At 64.5% G+C, this 19204-nt stretch carries 19 protein-coding genes and 1 pseudogene; 12 read left to right on the top strand and 8 right to left on the bottom strand.

Annotation, left to right across the window (positions count from 1 at the left end):
- Nucleotides 1-72: 72 nt before the first annotated feature.
- Entirely contained in the window at nt 73-924 is an 852-nt protein-coding gene (locus AAFX91_RS25220) for a methyltransferase domain-containing protein (protein WP_394568387.1), read from the bottom strand.
- Between the two features lie 77 nt (nt 925-1001).
- On the opposite strand from AAFX91_RS25220, the gene AAFX91_RS25215 reads away from it, so the two are divergent.
- From AAFX91_RS25215 to AAFX91_RS25200, 4 genes are read left to right on the top strand one after another with little or no spacing between them, the layout of a single operon-like run.
- Complete coding sequence (locus tag AAFX91_RS25215) at nt 1002-1811, top strand: ComF family protein (protein WP_394568385.1); 810 nt, start codon at nt 1002-1004, stop codon at nt 1809-1811.
- A 29-nt stretch (nt 1812-1840) separates the two neighbouring features.
- Nucleotides 1841-2113 (top strand): glutaredoxin 3, encoded by a 273-nt coding sequence (gene grxC / locus AAFX91_RS25210; RefSeq protein ID WP_130581906.1) that lies wholly within the window; start codon nt 1841-1843, stop codon nt 2111-2113.
- Nucleotides 2113-2991: a carbon-nitrogen hydrolase family protein gene (locus tag AAFX91_RS25205; protein ID WP_394568383.1), complete on the top strand. Its 879-nt coding sequence runs from the start codon at nt 2113-2115 to the stop codon at nt 2989-2991. The genes grxC and AAFX91_RS25205 overlap by 1 nt, the downstream gene beginning before the upstream one ends.
- Complete coding sequence (locus tag AAFX91_RS25200) at nt 2988-3458, top strand: DUF1178 family protein (protein ID WP_130581904.1); 471 nt, start codon at nt 2988-2990, stop codon at nt 3456-3458. Before AAFX91_RS25205 ends, AAFX91_RS25200 begins: the two co-directional genes overlap by 4 nt.
- Nucleotides 3459-3564: 106 nt before the next feature.
- Here the strand turns inward: AAFX91_RS25200 and AAFX91_RS25195 are convergent, their stop codons facing one another.
- The 3 genes from AAFX91_RS25195 to AAFX91_RS25185 all read right to left on the bottom strand — a co-directional run bounded on the left by AAFX91_RS25195 (nt 3565) and on the right by AAFX91_RS25185 (nt 5823).
- Nucleotides 3565-4464 carry an EamA family transporter gene (locus AAFX91_RS25195; protein ID WP_394568381.1) on the bottom strand — a complete coding sequence of 300 codons (900 nt, stop codon included), beginning with the start codon at nt 4462-4464 and terminating at the stop codon, nt 3565-3567.
- Nucleotides 4465-4592: 128 nt separating this feature from the next.
- The gene (gene ubiG, locus AAFX91_RS25190; protein ID WP_282530877.1) at nt 4593-5342 is read right to left on the bottom strand and encodes a bifunctional 2-polyprenyl-6-hydroxyphenol methylase/3-demethylubiquinol 3-O-methyltransferase UbiG; all 750 of its coding nucleotides are present in this window, start codon (nt 5340-5342) and stop codon (nt 4593-4595) included.
- Between the two features lie 13 nt (nt 5343-5355).
- Nucleotides 5356-5823 (bottom strand): PH domain-containing protein, encoded by a 468-nt coding sequence (locus AAFX91_RS25185; protein WP_282530878.1) that lies wholly within the window; start codon nt 5821-5823, stop codon nt 5356-5358.
- A gap of 171 nt (nt 5824-5994) precedes the next feature.
- On the opposite strand from AAFX91_RS25185, the gene AAFX91_RS25180 reads away from it, so the two are divergent.
- From AAFX91_RS25180 to AAFX91_RS25160, 5 genes are all read left to right on the top strand, one after another.
- Nucleotides 5995-7248 carry an aspartate kinase gene (locus tag AAFX91_RS25180; RefSeq protein ID WP_394568379.1) on the top strand — a complete coding sequence of 418 codons (1254 nt, stop codon included), beginning with the start codon at nt 5995-5997 and terminating at the stop codon, nt 7246-7248.
- A 438-nt stretch (nt 7249-7686) separates the two neighbouring features.
- Nucleotides 7687-9954 carry a phosphoenolpyruvate--protein phosphotransferase gene (ptsP, locus tag AAFX91_RS25175; RefSeq protein ID WP_394568377.1) on the top strand — a complete coding sequence of 756 codons (2268 nt, stop codon included), beginning with the start codon at nt 7687-7689 and terminating at the stop codon, nt 9952-9954.
- A 56-nt stretch (nt 9955-10010) separates the two neighbouring features.
- Nucleotides 10011-11090, top strand: a complete 1080-nt coding sequence (gene prfA, locus AAFX91_RS25170) for a peptide chain release factor 1 (RefSeq protein ID WP_394568375.1) — start codon at nt 10011-10013, stop codon at nt 11088-11090.
- A 99-nt stretch (nt 11091-11189) separates the two neighbouring features.
- Nucleotides 11190-12071 (top strand): peptide chain release factor N(5)-glutamine methyltransferase, encoded by an 882-nt coding sequence (gene prmC, locus AAFX91_RS25165; protein WP_394568373.1) that lies wholly within the window; start codon nt 11190-11192, stop codon nt 12069-12071.
- A gap of 475 nt (nt 12072-12546) precedes the next feature.
- Entirely contained in the window at nt 12547-13281 is a 735-nt protein-coding gene (locus tag AAFX91_RS25160) for a DUF4167 domain-containing protein (RefSeq protein ID WP_394568371.1), read from the top strand.
- Nucleotides 13282-13388: 107 nt separating this feature from the next.
- Here the strand turns inward: AAFX91_RS25160 and AAFX91_RS25155 are convergent, their stop codons facing one another.
- Nucleotides 13389-14117, bottom strand: coding sequence for a methyltransferase domain-containing protein (locus AAFX91_RS25155; protein ID WP_394568369.1), 729 nt, complete (start codon nt 14115-14117; stop codon nt 13389-13391).
- A gap of 194 nt (nt 14118-14311) precedes the next feature.
- On the opposite strand from AAFX91_RS25155, the gene gloB reads away from it, so the two are divergent.
- The gene (gloB, locus tag AAFX91_RS25150) at nt 14312-15079 is read left to right on the top strand and encodes a hydroxyacylglutathione hydrolase (protein ID WP_394568367.1); all 768 of its coding nucleotides are present in this window, start codon (nt 14312-14314) and stop codon (nt 15077-15079) included.
- The gene (locus tag AAFX91_RS25145; protein WP_394568365.1) at nt 15079-15507 is read left to right on the top strand and encodes a cupin domain-containing protein; all 429 of its coding nucleotides are present in this window, start codon (nt 15079-15081) and stop codon (nt 15505-15507) included. The genes gloB and AAFX91_RS25145 overlap by 1 nt, the downstream gene beginning before the upstream one ends.
- 139 nt (nt 15508-15646) lie before the next feature.
- On the opposite strand, the gene phbB is transcribed toward AAFX91_RS25145, so the two are convergent.
- Together phbB and AAFX91_RS25135 are read right to left on the bottom strand one after the other, a co-directional pair.
- A complete protein-coding gene (phbB, locus tag AAFX91_RS25140) occupies nt 15647-16372 on the bottom strand; it encodes an acetoacetyl-CoA reductase (protein WP_130583152.1) in 726 nt (241 codons plus the stop codon).
- A gap of 172 nt (nt 16373-16544) precedes the next feature.
- Nucleotides 16545-17723, bottom strand: a complete 1179-nt coding sequence (locus AAFX91_RS25135) for an acetyl-CoA C-acetyltransferase (RefSeq protein WP_130583151.1) — start codon at nt 17721-17723, stop codon at nt 16545-16547.
- Between the two features lie 320 nt (nt 17724-18043).
- Here AAFX91_RS25135 and phaR point away from each other — a divergent pair, with 320 nt between their 5' ends.
- Nucleotides 18044-18652 carry a polyhydroxyalkanoate synthesis repressor PhaR gene (phaR, locus tag AAFX91_RS25130; RefSeq protein ID WP_282532519.1) on the top strand — a complete coding sequence of 203 codons (609 nt, stop codon included), beginning with the start codon at nt 18044-18046 and terminating at the stop codon, nt 18650-18652.
- Nucleotides 18653-18803: 151 nt separating this feature from the next.
- Here phaR and AAFX91_RS25125 read toward each other — a convergent pair.
- Nucleotides 18804-19145 (bottom strand): annotated as a pseudogene (locus AAFX91_RS25125) (EAL domain-containing protein); the annotation flags it as partial.
- Between the last annotated feature and the right edge of the window lie 59 nt (nt 19146-19204).

Raw genomic sequence — 19204 nt, 5'->3', positions numbered from 1 at the left:
CAGCCACAAAATGCTCCAGGCCAGATGGAACAACGACTTCCTTCTCCGCGCCCTCGCCCATATGCGATAGCCCTACCTTTCAGGGGAGGGTGAGAGGCGCTTCACCGCCTCTTCCAAACTAGCTTTCGCCGAACCCGGCCGCAGTGGTTTTTGCTGGCTTTCGTGCGGCGCCCAGCCGGACAGCCAAATCACGTCGAAGGTGGCGCGGATGCGGCCGTCAGGATCGGCGAAGCGTTCGGCATAGATTTGCGCCATCCGCAGCAGGGTGGCGCGGCGGCTCAGTGCGCGGCGCCGCTCGATCAGGATGTTGGTGGCGCCCATGCGCCGCAGTTCCTGCATCAGCGCGAACGCATTGTCGTAGCGCACCACGATGCGGTCGACATCGGTCACCGGCAACGCGAGGCCCGCACGCTGCAACAGCGCGCCGACGTCGCGCAGATCGGCGAATGGCGCAACGCGCGGCGACACCCCGCTTTCGCATTCGGCTTCGGCCGCCGCAAAGGATTGTCTGAGCTCGGTCAGCGTATCGCCGCCGATCATCGCCGCGAGCAACAGACCATCGGGCCTCAGCGCGCGACGGATCTGCGCGAGCACGCCGGGAAGATCGTTGACGAACTGGAAGGCGAGCGCGGAGACCGCGAGATCGAGCGATTGCGGCTGCAGCGGAAGGACTTCGGAAGCCTCGAATGTGACCTCGCGGACCGACTTGCATCGCTCGCGCACGAGATCATGCAGCGCGTTGCCCGGCGTCCAGATGTCGGCGGCATCGGCAAACTCCCGCGTGACCGCCTGCAACCGCTCGGCCATGTCCTCGGCGACGCGCTCGAGCAGGAAGGTGACCGGCGCGTTGCGCCGCGCGCGCTTCAGCCGGGCTGACAACAGCGAACGGTCGAACAACACAGGAGTGGTCGGGTTTGCGGCCATGCCGGTTGGTACGCCTTGCCTCCGTCGCTGGCAACGCAATGCTTGAGCTGACAGGTTCGCGGCGCTAGCCTCCCTTCATGGGCGCCGAAGCATCACCATCCCGCTCTATTGCAGGCCATCTGCGCGGCGCGCTGAGCGTTGCGCAGGGAGCATGGACGCATGCAGCACGGCTGATGCTCGACATCGCGCTGCCGACGCTGTGCGTTGCCTGCCGCGAGCCGGTCGATGGCGAGGGCGTCTGCGCCGCCTGCTGGGCCAAATTGTCGTTCATTGCACCACCGTTCTGCCCGCGGCTCGGCATTCCCTTCGTCTACGACCCGGGGCCGGAACTGTTGTCGATGGAGGCGATCGCCAATCCGCCGGCCTACCAGCGCGCCCGCGCCGCGGTGCGCTATGACGACGTCGCGCGCACGCTGGTGCACGCATTGAAATACCAGGACCGCACCGATCTGGCGCCAGCAATGGGCCGCTGGATGGCGCGGGCGGGGAAGGAATTGCTCAGCGACGCCGATGTTTTGGTACCAGTTCCCCTGCACTGGCGGCGCGGCTGGAGCCGGCGCTACAACCAATCCGGCGCGCTTGCCCGCGTCATTTCGCGCCAAAGCGGCGTCAACCTCGCCTCCGATGCGCTGCGCCGGGTGCGCTCGACCGAGCAGCAGGTCGGGTTGTCGCGGGCGCAGCGGGCGACCAACGTCCAGGGTGCGTTCAAGGTGGCGCCCGACCGGGCCGCCGAAGTCCAGGGCCGCCGCGTGATCCTGGTCGATGACGTCCTGACCTCGGGAGCGACGGTTGACGCCTGCGCGCGGGCGCTTCTGCGCGCCAAAGCCGCGCAGGTCGACGTGCTGGTATTCGCCCGGGTTGTCGATAGCCACAAAGGTCCCATATAATCCTGGACAAAATCACAACCGAGCGCGCCATGACCGCTGCAATTGAAATCTACACCCGCCCGGGCTGCGGCTACTGCTCCGCGGCCAAGTCGCTTCTGACCCGCAAGAAGGCGGCGTTCACCGAATTCAACATTGCCAGCGACGCGGCCTATCGCGACGAGATGTACGAGCGGGCCGGCGCCGGTTCGACCTTTCCGCAGATCTTCATCGGCAGCACCCATGTCGGCGGCTGCGACGAGCTCTATGCGCTCGACCGCGAGGGCAAGCTCGATGATCTCTTAACCAGCGAAGGCGTGGCCTGATGAGCGCCGACAGCACCTTCACCGCCGCCATGGTGCAGATGCGCACCTCGCTTCTGCCGGAGCCGAGTCTCGAGCAAGGCATGAAGCTGGTGCGCGAGGCGGCGGCGCAAGGCGCGGACTATGTGCTCACACCCGAAGTGAGCAACATGATGCAATTGAACCGCAAGGCGCTGTTCGAGCATCTGGCGACGGAAGAGGACGACAAGTCGCTAAAGGCCTATCGCGCGCTGGCCGCCGAATTGAAGATACATCTCCATATCGGCTCGCTAGCGCTGCGCTTCTCGCCGGAGAAGGCGGTGAACCGCTCTTTCCTGATCGGCCCGGACGGCAACCTGCTCGCCAGCTACGACAAGATCCATATGTTCGATATCGATCTGCCCGGCGGAGAGAGCTATCGCGAATCGGCCAATTACCAGCCGGGCGAGACCGCTGTCATTTCCGATCTGCCGTGGGGCCGGATCGGATTGACCATCTGCTACGACGTGCGCTTCCCGGCACTGTACCGTGCGCTGGCCGAAAGCGGCGCGTCCTTTCTCACCGTGCCGTCCGCCTTCACCCGCAAGACCGGCGAGGCGCATTGGCACATTCTGCTCCGCTCCCGTGCCATCGAGACCGGCTGCTTCGTGTTTGCCGCCGCGCAAGCCGGCCTGCACGAGAACAAGCGCGAGACCTATGGTCATTCGCTGATCATCGACCCCTGGGGCGAGGTCCTCGCCGAGGGCGGCGTCGAGCCGGGCGTATTCCTGGCGAAGATCGATCCGGCCAAGGTCGAGACCGCGCGCAGGGCGATTCCTTCGCTGCAGCATGGGCGCCGCTTCACGGTCGCCGACCCCAAGGCAGGTCCGGAGCATCTGCACCTCGTCCGGGGCTCAGCATGATCCGCTACAACCTGCGCTGCGAACGGGGCCATGCTTTCGAAAGCTGGTTCCAGAGTTCGTCGGCTTATGATTCCCAGGTCCGCCGCAAGCTCGTGGCCTGCCCGACCTGCGGCACGTCAACGGTCGAGAAGGCGATCATGGCGCCGCAGATCGTCGGCAAGAAGGGCCGCGAAGCCGCGGCTCCCGCGCCGGCCGAGCAGCCGGCGGCAGCGCCAGCCGAATCCACACCGCTGATGATGGCGCAGGAGCGTGAGCTGCGCGCCAAGCTGAAGGAATTGCGCGACCACATCGTCCAGAACGCCGACAATGTCGGCGACCGCTTCCCCAACGAAGCGCGCAAGATGCATTACGGCGATATCGAGCACCGCCCGATCTACGGCGAAGCCTCGCCGGAGGAAGCGCGCTCGCTGATCGAGGAAGGCGTCGAAGTCTCGCCGCTGCCGGTGCTGCCGGACGACCGCAACTGATGCATCTCGTCATTCCGGGGCGATGCGAAGCATCGAACCCGGAATCTCGCGCCATCACCTCTGGATTCCGGGTTCATGCTTCGCATGCCCCGGAATGACAAGTTGATCAAGCCGCGATCAATAGCGCCACACCGATCACGATCAGGACGATGCCGGAAAGCTCGCGCGGCGAGATTGGCTGCTTGAACGAATAATACGCCACGCCTTGCGCGAACAAGACTTCGACCAGCGCCAATGTTCGCACATTCGCCGCCGCCGTCAGCGCGAAGGCAAGGAACCAGAATTGCGAGGCGAACGCGCCCATGAAGCCCGCCAGCATCGACGGCCGCCATAATCCGAAGATCGCCTTGAGCACGCCGGGCGCGCGCAGCAACAGATAGATCGACAGCACCAGCGTCTGCACGAACAGGCCGAACACCAGCGTATAGGACGATGCCGTCACGAAGGAGACGCCGGGCACCGCAATGATCGCGCCGCGAAAGCCGATCGCCGACAGCGCGAAGGCGGCCGCAGCGACGAGGCCCATGATGGTCGGCCTCAGCTCCGCAAACCCCTTCTCGCCGCCGGGCCGCAGCGCGGTGATGACGACGCCGATGGTCGCGGTCAGGATCGCGATCACCTTCAGTAAGGTGAGGTGATCGCTGAGGAAGACGAAGCCGAAGATCGCGGTCTGGATCGCCTCGGTCTTCAGATAGGCCGTCGTCACCACGAAGGAGCGCTCGTTCATCGCCAGCAGCATCAAGCCGGTGCCGACGATCTGGCTGAGCGCGCCGAGCAGGAGCCACGGCCAGAACACCGCTGGCGGCCACGGAACGGAATCGCCGGTCGCCGCGATGACCAGCGCAAAGAACAGGATCGAGAACGGAAAGCCGAACAGGAAGCGGATATTGGTCGCGCCCCAGGTCCCGAGCGGCCCGGTCAGCGACCGCTGCATCGCATTGCGCGCGACCTGCCCGAGCGCAGCGACGATGGTGAAGGGAATCCAGAGCGAGGAAATCGTTAGCATGTGCGGGAGAATCGCGAGCGGGCTGGGAAAACGGTCTCACCGTGGCGGCCGCCGCGGGCGCGGTCAACCGGAACAGCGCATGACAGGATTGCGCTCGGACCGCACGCCGTCCGCGTGGCAAGCAGCTCCTACCCCTCCTCCGCGACCACCATGTAGTTCACGTCCATATCGGAGGAGATGTTCCATTTGTCGGCGAGCGGGTTGTAGACCACGCCGGCCTGGTCGGTGATGGTGAGGTGGTTGTCTTGCAGGTGATGCGCGAGTTCGTCGGGGGTGACGAACTTGCTCCATTGATGGGTGCCGCGCGGCAGCCAGCGCAGCACGTATTCGGCGCCGACGATCGCGAGTGCAAAGCTCTTCCAGTTGCGGTTCAACGTCGAGAGCACCATCAGCCCGCCGGGCTTGAGCATCGCCGTACAGCGCTTCAAGAACACGCCGACGTCGGTGACGTGCTCGACGACCTCCATCGCCAGCACGATGTCGAAGCGCTCGCGCGCGTCCATTTCCTCGACCGTGGTGCAGCGGTAGTCGATCGCCAGGTGCCCCTTGTCGGCATGCAATTTCGCGGCGGCGATGTTGGTGGCGGCAGGATCGATCCCGATCACCTGCGCGCCGAGCCGGGCCAGCGGCTCGCACAGCAGCCCGGCGCCGCAGCCGATATCAAGGGTGCGCAAGCCGGACAAACAGCTCAGGCTCCTGACGTTGCGGTCGAACTTGCGGCAGGCGGCATCGCGGATATAGCCCAGCCGCAACGGATTGATCTTGTGCAACGGCGCCATCTTGCCGCGCGGGTCCCACCACTCCGCCGAGAGTTTTGAGAATTTTGCGACCTCGGCCGGATCGACCGTGGTGCCGGAAAAGTCAGATTGCATGGCCATGATGCGCGCGCCCCTATCGCGCCGTGATGGAATTGCGGAACGCCAGCGGCGAGGCGATCGTCGGAATGTCCTGCTCTGCCTCGCCAACGCTGAAAATCGTTACGTCGCCGTAGTTGAGAATACGCCCCAGAATGGATTGCTCTACATTGACACTGGCGATCTTGTCCAAACTCATCTCGATGGTCTTCCGCCGTATGAAGCCGGTCTTGTGCACGACGCGCAGATTGGTGACGTCGGTTTCGGTGGTCCAGTGGTGGATTCCCGCAGTCACGGTCTTGTAAAGCGCCGCGATCGCCGCCAGAGCAGCCATCACCAGGCACAAAACTGCCGGCGCGCCAGTCGGAACCATGTACGAGAGGACCAGGAACACGATCGCTACGACCCAGCCGGCAATTGCCGGCAGGAAGAAGATCCAGTGCGCATTGGTCGAATACAGCACCCTCTCGCCGGGCTGCAGGATCTCGTCGATATACCGCCCCATACAAACGCCTCAGTTACCACCGCGTCATAGCCACCCGCGCCCCCGCCACGGACGGCGCCAGGAACCCGCTTGCCCCCGGCCGCTTCGCTATGTATACGCGCGTTTCAGCCCCCGCGCTTGGATTAAAGCGCGGGCACTCTACCGATCCTCACAAGGAATGCACGCGTCGTCATGGGCCGCCTCGTGATGAAATTCGGCGGCACCTCCGTCGCCAATATCGACCGAATCCGCAACGTCGCACGCCATGTCAAACGCGAGGTCGATGCCGGCCACGACGTCGCCGTGGTGGTCTCCGCGATGTCCGGCAAGACCAATGAGCTGGTGGCCTGGTGCAGCGAGGCTTCCCCGATGCACGATGCGCGCGAATATGACGCCGTCGTCGCCTCCGGCGAGCAGGTTACCTCGGGTCTCCTCGCGATCACGCTGCAGAGCATGGGCATCCAGGCTCGCTCCTGGCAGGGCTGGCAGATCCCGATCAAGACCTCCGACGCGCATGCCTCGGCGCGCATCCTCGATATCGACGGCACCGAGATCATGAACCGCTTCAAGGAGCGGAAGGAGGTCGCGGTCATCGCCGGTTTCCAGGGCATCAGTCCCGAGACCGGCCGCATCACCACGCTCGGCCGCGGCGGTTCCGATACCTCGGCAGTGGCGATCGCGGCGGCGGTCCGGGCCGACCGTTGCGACATCTATACCGACGTCGACGGCGTCTACACCACCGACCCGCGCGTGGTGCCGAAGGCGCGGCGGCTCGAGAAAATCGCGTTCGAAGACATGCTGGAATTGGCCTCCCAGGGCGCCAAGGTGCTTCAGGTGCGCTCGGTGGAACTCGGCATGGTGCACAACATGCCAATCTTCGTTCGTTCCAGCTTCGACAAGCCTGAAGATATCGACCCGCACGGCACGCCGCCGGGCACGCTGATCTGCAGCGAGGAGGAAATCATGGAAATGCACGTCGTCACCGGCATCGCCTTCTCCAAGGACGAAGCCCAGATTTCCGTGCGCCAGATCGAGGACAAGCCGGGTGTGGCGGCCGCGATCTTCGGCCCGCTCGCGGACGCCAACATCAATGTCGACATGATCGTGCAGAACGTCTCCGAGGACGGCAAGACCACCGACCTGACCTTCACCGTTCCGGCGACCGACTATGGCCGCGCCCGCGACACCATCACCGCGGCCAAGAGCAAGATCGGCTACCAGCGCTTCGACAGCGCCACCGACGTCTCGAAGGTCTCGGTGATCGGCAGCGGCATGCGCAGCCATGCCGGCGTCGCCGCCAAGGCCTTTGCCGCGCTCGCCGCGCGCAACATCAACATCCGCGCCATCACCACTTCCGAGATCAAGTTCTCGGTGCTGATCGATGCCGCCTATACCGAGCTCGCGGTACGCACACTGCACACGCTGTACGGTCTCGATCAGGCCTGAGGGTGCGTTCCCTCCACCTCGAAATCCCGTAGCCCGGGTGGAGCGAAAGCGTAACCCGGGCACTTCGCCTCAACATTGACGAGCGGTCCCGGGTTGCGCTGCGGTTCACCCGGGCTACGGGCTGCGGGCCTGTTCCAACGGCGTCCTGAGCCCACATTTCTCGCTGTTGCGAGTAAGAATTTCTCTTAGCTACCGCAGCATTGGGCTGACAGAGACGTTATATCTTTTGGCAGGCGTTTTGCTTGGCAAAACAAGCCTCGATTGGCTATACGGCCTGATCGGAGGGTGCCGCGAACTGTGTCACACTCTTGGCGAATCCGATTCGGCAGGGTTGCAAGCTTGCGGCGGCGCCGATGGATAAAATTGTTGGATTAGTCGAGTTTCTCGCCAGTTACCGGCCACACGGCCTGCTGGTCATGTGGGGGAGGGTTTCATCCTATGCGGAGCGCTTCGGGAGGTCCCCGCGTCCTGTTGAGACGGCTCCGCGAAACCATGGCGGAGCAGGTCTCGGCCCAGGAGCGGCTGGACAAGATCGTGGTCCTGATCGCGGCCAATATGGTGGCCGAGGTCTGCTCGGTCTATGTGCTGCGCGTCGATAACACCCTCGAGCTCTACGCCACCGAAGGTCTGAACCGCGACGCCGTCCACAGGACGGTGCTCAGCGCCCATGAGGGCCTGGTCGGCCTCGTCGCCAGCGAGGCCACGCCGCTCAATTTGAGCGACGCGCAAAGCCACCCGGCCTTCTCCTACCGCCCGGAGACCGGCGAAGAAATCTACCACTCCTTCCTCGGCGTGCCGATCCTGCGCGCCGGCAACACGCTTGGCGTGCTGGTGGTGCAGAACCGCGCCAAGCGCACTTATGTCGAGGAAGAGGTCGAGGCGCTGCAGACCACCGCCATGGTGCTGGCGGAGATGATCGCCTCGGGCGAATTGGCGGCGCTGGCGCAACCGGGCGCCGAGCCGGCGGCGCGGCATTCGCTGCACAAGACCGGCGCCATTCTCTCCGAAGGCATCGCGCTCGGCCATGTCGTGCTGCACGAGCCGCGCGTCGTCATCACCAACTATATCGCCGAGGATCTGCCGAAGGAGATCAAGCGGCTGGATGCGGCGCTGACCAAGCTGCGCGCCGATCTCGACCGCCTCCTGGAGCGCGGCGACGTCGCCGATGGCGGCGAGCATCGCGACGTGCTGGAAGCCTATCGCATGTTCGCCAACGACCAGGGCTGGTCGCACAAGCTGCATGAGGCAGTTGCCACCGGCCTCACCGCTGAAGCCGCGGTCGAGCGCGTACAGTCTGACACCCGCGCGCGCATGCTGCGTTCGACCGATCCATACTTGCGCGACCGGCTGCATGACCTCGAGGATCTCGGCCATCGCCTGATGCGGCAGCTCGTCGGCCAGGACCACGCCCCGTCGCGCGAACAATTGCCCGACAACGCGATCCTGATCGCGCGCGCGATGGGCCCGGCGGCGCTGCTCGACTATGACCGCAAGCGATTGCGGGGCCTGGTGCTGGAGGAAGGCACCGCCAATTCCCACGTCTCGATCGTGGCGCGCGCGCTCGGCATTCCCGCGGTCGGCGAAGTGCCGAACGCGCCCGGCATTGCCGATCCCGGCGACGCCATCATCGTCGACGGCATCTCGGGCGAGATCTATGTCCGCCCGTCGTCGGAGATCGAGTCGGCCTACGCCGAGCGGGTCCGCTTCCGCGCGCGGCGGCAGGCGCAATATTCGGCGCTGCGCGACAAGCCCTGCGTGACCAAGGACGGCCAGCCGATCGAGCTTCTGATCAACGCCGGACTCACCATCGACCTGCCGCATATCGATGACACCGGCAGCGCCGGCATCGGCCTGTTCCGCACCGAGCTGCAGTTCATGGTGAGCCCGAACCTGCCGCGCTCCAGCGACCAGCTCGCGCTCTATCGCACCGTGCTGGATGCAGCGGGATCGAAGCCCGTCACGTTTCGCACGCTCGACATTGGCGGCGACAAGGCGCTGCCCTATATGGAGACCGTCGTCGAGGAGAACCCGGCGCTCGGCTGGCGCGCGATCCGGCTCGGCCTCGACCGCCCGGGACTGTTGCGCGGCCAGATCCGCGCGCTGCTTCGCGCCGCCGGCGGCCGCGCGCTGAAGATCATGTTTCCGATGATCTCGGACGTTACCGAGTTCGATCAGGCCAAGGCCATTGTCGAGCGTGAACTGACTTATCTGCGCCAGCACGGCCATTCGCTGCCCGAGCGCGTCGATGTCGGCACCATGGTCGAGGTTCCGGCGCTGCTCTACCAGCTCGACGAGCTGTTGAAGCGGGTCGACTTCCTCTCGGTCGGGTCGAACGACCTGTTCCAGTTCCTGTTCGCGGTCGACCGCGGCAACGCCAAGGTCTCGGAACGGTTCGACACCCTGTCCGTGCCGATCCTGCGCGCGCTGCGCGACATCGTGCGCAGGGCGCAGGGCTGCAGGAAGGTTGCCTCGCTGTGTGGCGAGATGGCATCGAAGCCGATCGGCGCGCTGGCGCTGATCGCGATTGGCTACCGCTCGCTGTCACTGTCGGCGACCGCGCACGGTCCGGTGAAGGCGATGATCATCGAGCTCGACGCGCAAAAGGCCGAAGCGATGATCAACCCGCTTCTGGACGCGCCGGCCGGCAGCGTGTCGATCCGCGAGAAGCTGACGGAATTTGCGGAAGCCGAAGGGCTCACCTTGTAGCGACGCTCTCCTCGACGACGCCGCCCCCTGCCCTTTCCGTTATTTGAGAACCACCCATGCTGCCCGAAGCCAAACTCGATGTCCTGCTCGCCCATCATGCCTCGCTCGAGGCCGAACTGCTCGGCCAGGTGAATTCGGAACGCTATGTCCAGATCACCCGCGAGCTCGCCGAGCTCAATCCGCTGATCGAGGCAGTGAAGGCCTATCGCGCTGCGCGGACCGAGCTCGCCGACACCCAGAGCCTGATCGCCGATCCCGCCACCGAGCCCGACATGCGCGGCATGGCGGAGGCCGAGCTCGAGACGCTGCATGCGCGGCTTGCCGAGCTCGAACAGAATATCCGCATCGCGCTGTTGCCGAAGGACGCCATGGACGACCGCAACGTCGTGCTGGAAATCCGCGCCGGCACCGGCGGCGACGAGGCTTCGCTGTTCGCGGGCGACCTGTTCCGCATGTATGAGCGCTTCGCCGCGCTGCAGGGCTGGAAGGTCGAGGTGATCTCGGCGAGCGAAGGCTCAGTCGGCGGCTACAAGGAAATCATCGCCGAGGTGCAGGGCCGCGGCGCCTTCGCGAAACTGAAATTCGAATCCGGCGTGCATCGGGTGCAGCGCGTGCCCGATACCGAGACGCAGGGGCGTATCCACACCTCCGCCGCCACGGTGGCCGTGCTGCCGGAGGTCGAGGACGTCGACGTCGACATCAAGAACGAGGACTTAAGGATCGAGACCATGCGGGCGCAGGGCGCGGGCGGCCAGCACGTCAACAAGACGGAATCGGCGATCCGCATCACCCATATCCCGACCGGCATCGTGGTGATGATGCAGGACAGCCGCTCGCAGCACAAGAACCGGGCGTCGGCGATGAACATCCTGCGCTCGCGCATCTACGATGCCGAGCGCCAGCGCGTAGATGCAGCACGCTCCGCCGACCGCAAGGAGAAGGTCGGCTCCGGCGACCGCAGCGAGCGCATCCGCACCTATAATTTTCCGCAAGGGCGCGTCACCGATCATCGCATCAACCTGACGCTCTACAAATTGCCGCAGGTGATCTCGGGCGAAGCGCTCGGCGAATTGACCGACGCGCTGACCACCGAACATCAGGCGGCGCAACTCGCCGCGCAGGGGGCTGCGGCGTGAGGACTCCCGTAGCCCGGATGGAGCGCAGCGTAATCCGGGGCCAGCGGGCCGGGCTGCACGAATCCCGGATTGCGCTGCGCTCCATCCGGGCTACGGGCGATGAGTGAGTTTGCCGGGCAATCTGTCGAGACAGCACGACGCGCGCTCGCGGCGCGCTTCAAATCGGCGGCGATCGATTCGGCCGAGCTCGATGCGCGCATGCTGCTCGGCGCCGTGCTCCGTCTCGATCTCACCGGCATGATCACGGCTGCGAACCGGACGCTGACGGAGAACGAAGCAGCAAAACTGGAAGCGTTCGCGCGCCGTCGCCTCGCCGGCGAGCCGGTCGCGCGCATCCTCGGGCAAAAGGAATTCTGGGGACTGCCGCTAAAACTCTCCGCCGCGACATTGGTGCCGCGGCCCGACACCGAGACCGTGGTCGAACTCGCGCTGCAGATCCTGCGCGCGGACGGAGCTTTGGGAAAGCCGCTGCGGATCGCCGATCTCGGCACCGGCACTGGTGCAATCCTGCTGGCGCTGCTCTCCGAGCTTCCTGCGGCCACGGGCTACGGCACCGACATCAGCACGGAGGCGCTCGAGACGGCGCGCGCCAATGCGTTGGCGTTAGGCATTGAGAAGCGCGCAACCTTCATCGCCTGCGACTACGCATCGGGCCTCTCCGGCCGCTTCGACCTGATCGTGTCGAACCCGCCCTATATACCATCCGCTGATATTGCCGACCTCGCCGTCGAGGTGCGCGAACACGACCCGCTTGCCGCGCTCGATGGCGGCGACGACGGACTGGATGCCTATCGCGTGCTGATCCCGCAGGCCGCCGGTCTGCTCGCCCCTGGCGCCACCCTGGTTGTCGAATCAGGCATCAGCCAGAGCCAGGCGATTGAAGCTTTGATGACGGCCGCAGGGCTCGTCCCGGCCGGTCCGCCGAGGGCCGATCTGGCAGGCATCCCGCGGGCAGTAGCGGGCCGCAAATTGCCGCGATAAAGTCCTATTGGAACGCAAAAAAACCTCTTGGAATATCCCCCGGGAACGACTACGTTCCAGTCATGACATCGGTTTGGCCCCGTAGCCGTTAACGGGTGAAGACCAGGGTTCTCTCCGAGAGCCCGCCGATCAAAGGTTCCAAAACGCAGGTCTGTGTGAGCGCAATAGCCGGGGCTGTGCTGCTCTCGACCGCCAAGCGAACGAAAGCCTGTTATTGCGCTTGAAGACTTACGTGAGAGAACTGGGCTTGCGTGGCAAGCTGAATAATTGATCCGCAGGCCGACCGGCCGGCGGTTGGGGAACGCGTCTTTGCTCAACGCGATGGTTGGCGAACTTTGGCATTGATCCAGATGGCATCGTGATTCGGTGCGCGCGATGGCGCGCGCCGGCTGGACGGGCACCTCCACCACAACGGCAATTTCAACGCTGGTAACTTACAACGCTGGTAACTTAGGGCTGGAATAAAAGGCAAGACATGAGAAACGGTCAAAACAACAAGCGGATGCGTAACCGGAATAACAATAACAACAATAACAACAATAACCGGCGCGGTCAGAACCCGTTGACGCGGGTGTTTGAATCGAACGGACCCGACATCAAGATCCGTGGCACCGCTTCCCACGTTGCGGAAAAATACGTTCAGCTCGCGCGCGATGCACGCTCTTCCGGCGATCCGGTCGCCGCCGAGAACTACTATCAGCATGCCGAACATTACTTCCGCATCATCGCCGCGGCCCAGGAACAGCTTCGGCAGAATCAGCAGCAGCCGCCCCGCGTCGACAACAACGATGTGTCGACGACCGATGAGGGCGACGATGACGACAGCTATTCGAGCTTCGGGCAGGAGCCCGGCTTCGCGCCGCAACCGCCCTATGCACGCGAAAACAGTCAGCAGCCCTATCAGCGCGAGCAGCAGCAGCCGCGAGAGCATCGCGAGCGCGAACATCGTCCGCAGCCGCAGTATCAACCGCCGCCGCAGAACCAGCCGCAGCCGATGATCGCTGACAATGGCGGCGTCGACCGCCTGCCCTCCTTCATCACCGGCGGCGCGCAGCCGCAAGTCAATGGCAATCATGAAGGCAATGGCGGCGGAGAACGCAGCGAACGTAGCGAGCGCTTCCCGCGCCGCCGCCGCCGCCCGCACAGCCCGCGCCCCGACGCCGCCGCGCAGCCCGCGCCGAGCGAAGACTTCAACACAGGGAATGAGTAGCTAGCCCGCGACAAGAAAGTAGGGTGGGCAAAGCGCAGCGTGCCCACCATCAACGCTCTGCTCGCAATGGTGGGCACGCTTCGCTTTGCCCACCCTACAAATCCGCATCACCCGCGCGACGATGACGGCACGAGCACTGGCTGCAGTGACGGGATTAGCCGCGCGCGTTCGCGGTTCGCGGGGATCGCGCGATAGACCTGCTTGGTTGCTTCCACGATATGAACGCCCGCGAACGGCAGTGACAGCGTCGCACCGAGACGCTCCCAGGCCATCGCCCAGCGCAGAAACCAGCTCCCCGCGACCGGCGGCACGAACAGCGCCTCCCCCCAGGCCGTCGGCGTGAACCAGGTCTGCCGCAGCAATTGCGTGATCTGCGCCCGCGAATAGGGCCGGCCGTGGCCGAACGGCGTGGTGTCGGTGCGTGTCCATACGCCGCGGCGATTGGGTATCACCGCGATCAGCCGGCCGGAGGGCGCCAGCACCCGCCACACCTCGCGCAGCAACCGCTCCGGATCATCCGACATCTCCAGCGCGTGCACGAGCAGCACGCGGTCGACCGCGGCATCCGCGAGCGGCATCGAGAATTCGTCGACCAGGGTCGCCAGCGCCGGCCGGCCCGTCGGCCATTTCAGAACCCCCTGTGACGCCGGCATGAACGCGATGCAGCGCTCGCAATCCTCGCGGAACAGACCGAGATAGGGGGTGGGATAGCCGAGCCCGAGCACGCGCTGGCCCTCGGCCCCCGGCCATCGCTCGCGGATGCCGCGATTGATCAATTGGCGCGCCACGATGCCCAGGCGCTGCGAATAGAAATCGCGGAGATCAATGACGTCCATACACCCAACCTAACACGCCGCCCTCACGTCCGTGTTCCCGAAAATTGCATTGTCGCGCGAGCGTTGACGCCATATTTCCCGCACATATAGGGCGTGGTAGAGCATGATGCGGAAAAGTGGAAACCGGTTTTCCCTCGCGACAAACGCGAAGCGTTTGCGCGGAGATCGTGCTCAAACAGTTCGCGGGAGATACCATGACTGCGGAAATCCGTCTTTTCACCTGCCTGACCGACAATTTCGGCTATCTGATCCACGATCCCGCCACCAGGGCCACCGCCTCGATCGATGCGCCCGAAGCCGGCCCCATCATCGCGGCGCTGGAGCGCGAGGGCTGGAATCTGACCGACATCCTGATCACCCATCATCATCATGACCATGTCGGCGGGGTTGCCGAACTGAAACAGAAATATGGCTGCCGCGTCGTCGCGCCGCACGACAAGAGCACGGCGATCGCCAATGTCGACCTGCGCGCCGCCAATGGCGACGTGATCAAGGTCGGCAGTCTGCTCGCCCGGGTGCTGGAGACGCCGGGCCATACGCTCGACCACATCTCCTATGTGTTCGACGGCGAGAAGGCGGTGTTTGCCGCCGACACCTTGTTCTCGATCGGATGCGGCCGGGTGTTCGAGGGCAGCTATCCGATGATGTGGGATTCGCTGCTGAAGCTGCGCGCGCTGCCGGACGATTTCCGCCTCTATTGCGGCCACGAATATACCGCCGCAAACGTCAAGTTCGCGCTGACAGTGGAATCAGACAATCCCGCGCTGAAAGCCCGCGCCGAGGAAGTGACGCGGCTGCGCGCAGAGAACAAGCCGACGATCCCGACGCTGCTTGGCGAGGAGAAGAAAGCCAACGTGTTCCTGCGCGCCGACGAGCCGGCGGTGGCCGCCAAGCTGCACATGAAGGGCGCCGACGGCGCCAAGGTGTTCGGCGAATTGCGCGAACGCAAGAATAAATCCTGATGCCAAAGCCGACTGCCGCTGAGGTCATCGCGCAGCTTGAGCTGAAGCCGCATCCCGAGGGCGGCCATTATCGCGAGACGTTTCGCGATGACGCGACGGATGCGAGCGGGCGATCGCGCTCGACCGCGATCTATTTCCTGCTGGCGCGCGGCGAGCGATCGCATTGGCATCGCGTCGATGCGGTGGAGATCTGGCACTATTACGCAGGCGATGCGCTGACCTTGCGGATCGCCGATGCGAACGGACAACGCGAGATCCGGCTCGGCTCTGATCTCACAGCCGGCGAAGTCCCGCAGGCCGTCGTGCCGGCACATGCATGGCAGGCGGCGGAGTGCACCGGCGATTGGACCCTGGTCGGATGCACGGTCGCGCCGGCGTTTGAATTTGCGAAATTCGAACTGGCGCCGAAGGGCTGGGAGCCTGGCTAGTTTCGTAGCGTTGTAGGGTGGGCAAAGCGAAGCGTGCCCACCATCAGCACTCCGCCCGCAATGGTGGGCACGCTACGCTTTGCCCACCCTACTTTCTTCCACATGTCCTTCGCGGCGACGAGGCCGCTGCCGGCGAGAATCACGCGTGATACTGGCCGCCGTTCACGGTGAGCGTCGAGCCGGTGATGAAGCCGGCGTCGTCGGCGGCGAGGAACAGCACCGCGCGCGCGATCTCCTCGGGCTCACCGAGACGGTTGACCGGGATCTGCGGAATCACGTTCTTCTCCAGGACGTCCTTCGGCACCGCCTGCACCATCTCGGTGTTGATGTAGCCGGGCGCGATCACGTTCACGGTGATGCCGCCCTTGGCGTTCTCAAGCGCGAGCGCCTTGGTGAAGCCGATGTCGCCGGCCTTGGCCGCGGAATAATTGACCTGGCCGAACTGGCCCTTCTGGCCGTTGATCGAGGAGATGTTGACGATGCGGCCGAACTTGCGGGCGCGCATGCCCTCGATCACCTGGCGCGTCATGTTGAAGAGCGAGCCGAGATTGGTGTCGATCACCTCGTTCCACTGCTGCAGCGTCATCTTGTGGAATGCGGTGTCGCGGGTGATGCCGGCATTGTTGACAAGCACGTCGACCGGGCCGATGTCGGCCTCCACCTGCTTGACCCCGGCCGCGCAGGCATCGAACGAGGCGACGTCCCATTTGTAAACGGGAATGCCGGTTTCTTCCTTGAACTTCTGCGCCGCGGCATCATTGCCGCCATAGGTCGCCGCGACCTTGTAGCCCGCCGCCTTCAACGCCTTGCTGATCGCAGCGCCGATACCTCGCGTCCCACCCGTTACCAATGCAACACGTGCCATGTCCGTCTCCTCCTTGGCCGTTTTTTCTAAGCCGACATTGTGCCGGTCTTTTGAAATCTATCGATATTCCAAAACGAAAATGCCCGGCGCGAGGCCGGGCATTCTCTTAACAGCTTGCACTGTGGTTGACAGACGATCTTTTCATCATTCAACCCGGCATGTTGCCTCTTGTTCAGTCGCGTGCAACGCACATCGCGATGCCCATGCCGCCGCCGATGCACAGCGTGGCGAGGCCCTTCTTGGCGTCGCGCTTCTGCATCTCGTGCAGCAGCGTCACAAGGACGCGGGCGCCGGACGCGCCGATCGGGTGACCGATCGCGATCGCGCCGCCGTTGACGTTGACCTTGGACGTATCCCAGCCGAGGTCCTTGTTGACAGCGCAGGCCTGCGCCGCGAACGCCTCGTTGGCCTCGATCAGATCGAGATCGCCGATGCTCCAGCCGGCCTTCTTCAGCGCATTGCGCGAAGCCGGGATCGGGCCGGTGCCCATGATCTTCGGGTCGACGCCGGCCTGGCCCCAGGAGACGATGCGCGCGAGCGGCGTCCTGCCTTCCTTGGCGGCCTGCTTCGCCGTCATCAGCACCACGGCGGCGGCGCCGTCATTGATGCCGGACGCGCTGCCGGCGGTCACCGTGCCGTCCTTCTCGAAGGCGGGCTTGAGCTTGGCCATTGCGTCGAGCGTGGCGCCGTGGCGCGGATATTCGTCGGTGTCGACCACGACGTCGCCCTTGCGGGTCTTGATGGTGACGGGGACGATCTCATCCTTGAACCGGCCGGCCTTCTGCGCGGCTTCGGCCTTCTGCTGCGAGGAGACGGCGAACTCGTCCTGCTGGGCGCGGGTGATCTGATATTGCCGCGCCACGTTCTCGGCCGTGTTGCCCATGTGGTAGCCGTTGAAGGCGTCCCACAGGCCGTCCTTGATCATGGTGTCGACGAATTCGACGCCGCCCATCTTGACGCCACCGCGGAGATACTGCGCATGCGGGGCCATGCTCATGGATTCCTGGCCGCCGGCGACGACGATCTCGGAATCGCCATTGACCAGCGCCTGGTAGCCGAGCGCGACCGAGCGCAGGCCCGAGCCGCAGAGCTGGTTGACGCCCCAGGCCGGGCTTTCCACCGGGATGCCGGCGACGATCGAGGCCTGGCGGGCCGGGTTCTGGCCCTGGGCTGCGGTCAGGATCTGACCCATGATGACTTCGGACACGCGGCCCGGCTCGACGCCCGCGCGCTCCAGCGCCGCCTTGATGGCGATGGCGCCGAGGTCATGGGCGGGAGTGTTGGCGAACGCACCGTTGAAACTGCCGACCGGGGTGCGGGCGGCGCTGACGATGACGACATCGTCTGACATGGGCATCTCCTAGAGCTTGATGTTTGGCCTGGGTAGCTTGGCGGCGGGCGGGCGGCCGGACGCGGGCCTATCTTTCGGCCTCATCCTGTTAACGTCCTTGAGGCATGTCAATCGGCCAGACGGCCAAATCCTGCCGCGGCGCACTTAAATTGACCCTGTTGGAGCTTTCCTGAGCAATAACTATGCTTTGGAATTAACCGTGGCGCACAAATCGTTGCCGAGCGGCTTTGAAAATGCTTACCTTTGCTGCGATGCGTGTGCATCACCCCTGCAGCAATGCTGCAAAGGGTTCCCTCCTGGTGTTGATGTGTGAGCCCCCCATGGCAAAATCAGAACACCCGACCACGATCAAGAAGTACGCCAACCGGCGGCTCTATAATACCGGAACCAGCACTTATGTGACGCTCGAGGATCTCGCCGCGATGGTGAAGGAAGGCGAGGATTTCCTCGTCTACGACGCCAAGACCGGCGACGACATCACCCGATCGGTGTTGGCGCAGATCATCTTCGAGCAGGAGAACAAGGCCGGCCAGAATCTGTTGCCGACCACTTTCCTGCGGCAGTTGATCCGGTTCTACGGCGACAGCATGCAAATGGTGGTGCCGAAATATCTCGAGCAGTCGATCGAGACGCTGACGAAAGAGCAGGAGAAATTCCGCAAGCAGATCGCAAGCACGCTGAGCGGAACTCCCTTCGCCCCGCTCGAGGAACAGGTTCGGCGCAACATGGAGCTGTTCCAGCAGACCTTCTCCATGTTCAAGCCATTCGTGCCGCCGCGCACGGGAACCGCAACGCCCGAGCCCGAGAAAGTGCCGGAGCCGGCGCCGGATGACGCCAATATCGACGACCTGCGCCGCCAGATGAAGGAGATGCAGGAGCGCCTCGAGCGGATGTCGCGCGAGACGACGACGACGAAGAAGGAAGAGTAGGCTCTTCCGAACCTGCCATTGAGTTCGTCATTCCGGGGCGCGCGCAGCGCGAACCCGGAATCCATTGGGCCGCTTGCGCGAGCCGCTGAATGGATTCCGGGCTCGATGCTATCGCATCGCCCCGGAATGACAGCCAGCGGTGGACGACCAGCTACCCGGCCGCCGGCATCGTCTTATCCGCCGTGTGCCATGGCCGCGTCGGCGAGGCCAATCCGATCAGGCGGCCCTGGATATAGTCGCAGCCCCATTCGCGCAGCATCACCGCGGACGCTTCATCCTGTACCCATTCCGCGACCGTCTTGATGCCGAGCCGGCGCGCGAGGTCGAGTAGTGTCTGCACGAAAGCGCGGTCGTCGGCGGAATGCGCGATGTTCTGCACGAAGGCGCCATCGATCTTGACGATATCGACGCCGAGCTTGCGCAGGTTGCGGAACGAGGTGTAACCGGCGCCGAAATCGTCGATCGCGATCCGGCTGCCGTATTGCCTCACCTGAGGATGTTACTTTCGCTTGACGGATGTAGCTCCGACTGTCGGCCGGTCCGAGGTTGCGT

It is taken from the genome of Bradyrhizobium sp. 31Argb, from assembly GCF_043638955.1.
GTDB lineage: Bacteria > Pseudomonadota > Alphaproteobacteria > Rhizobiales > Xanthobacteraceae > Bradyrhizobium.
This window is presented reverse-complemented; position numbering and strand designations above follow the sequence as displayed.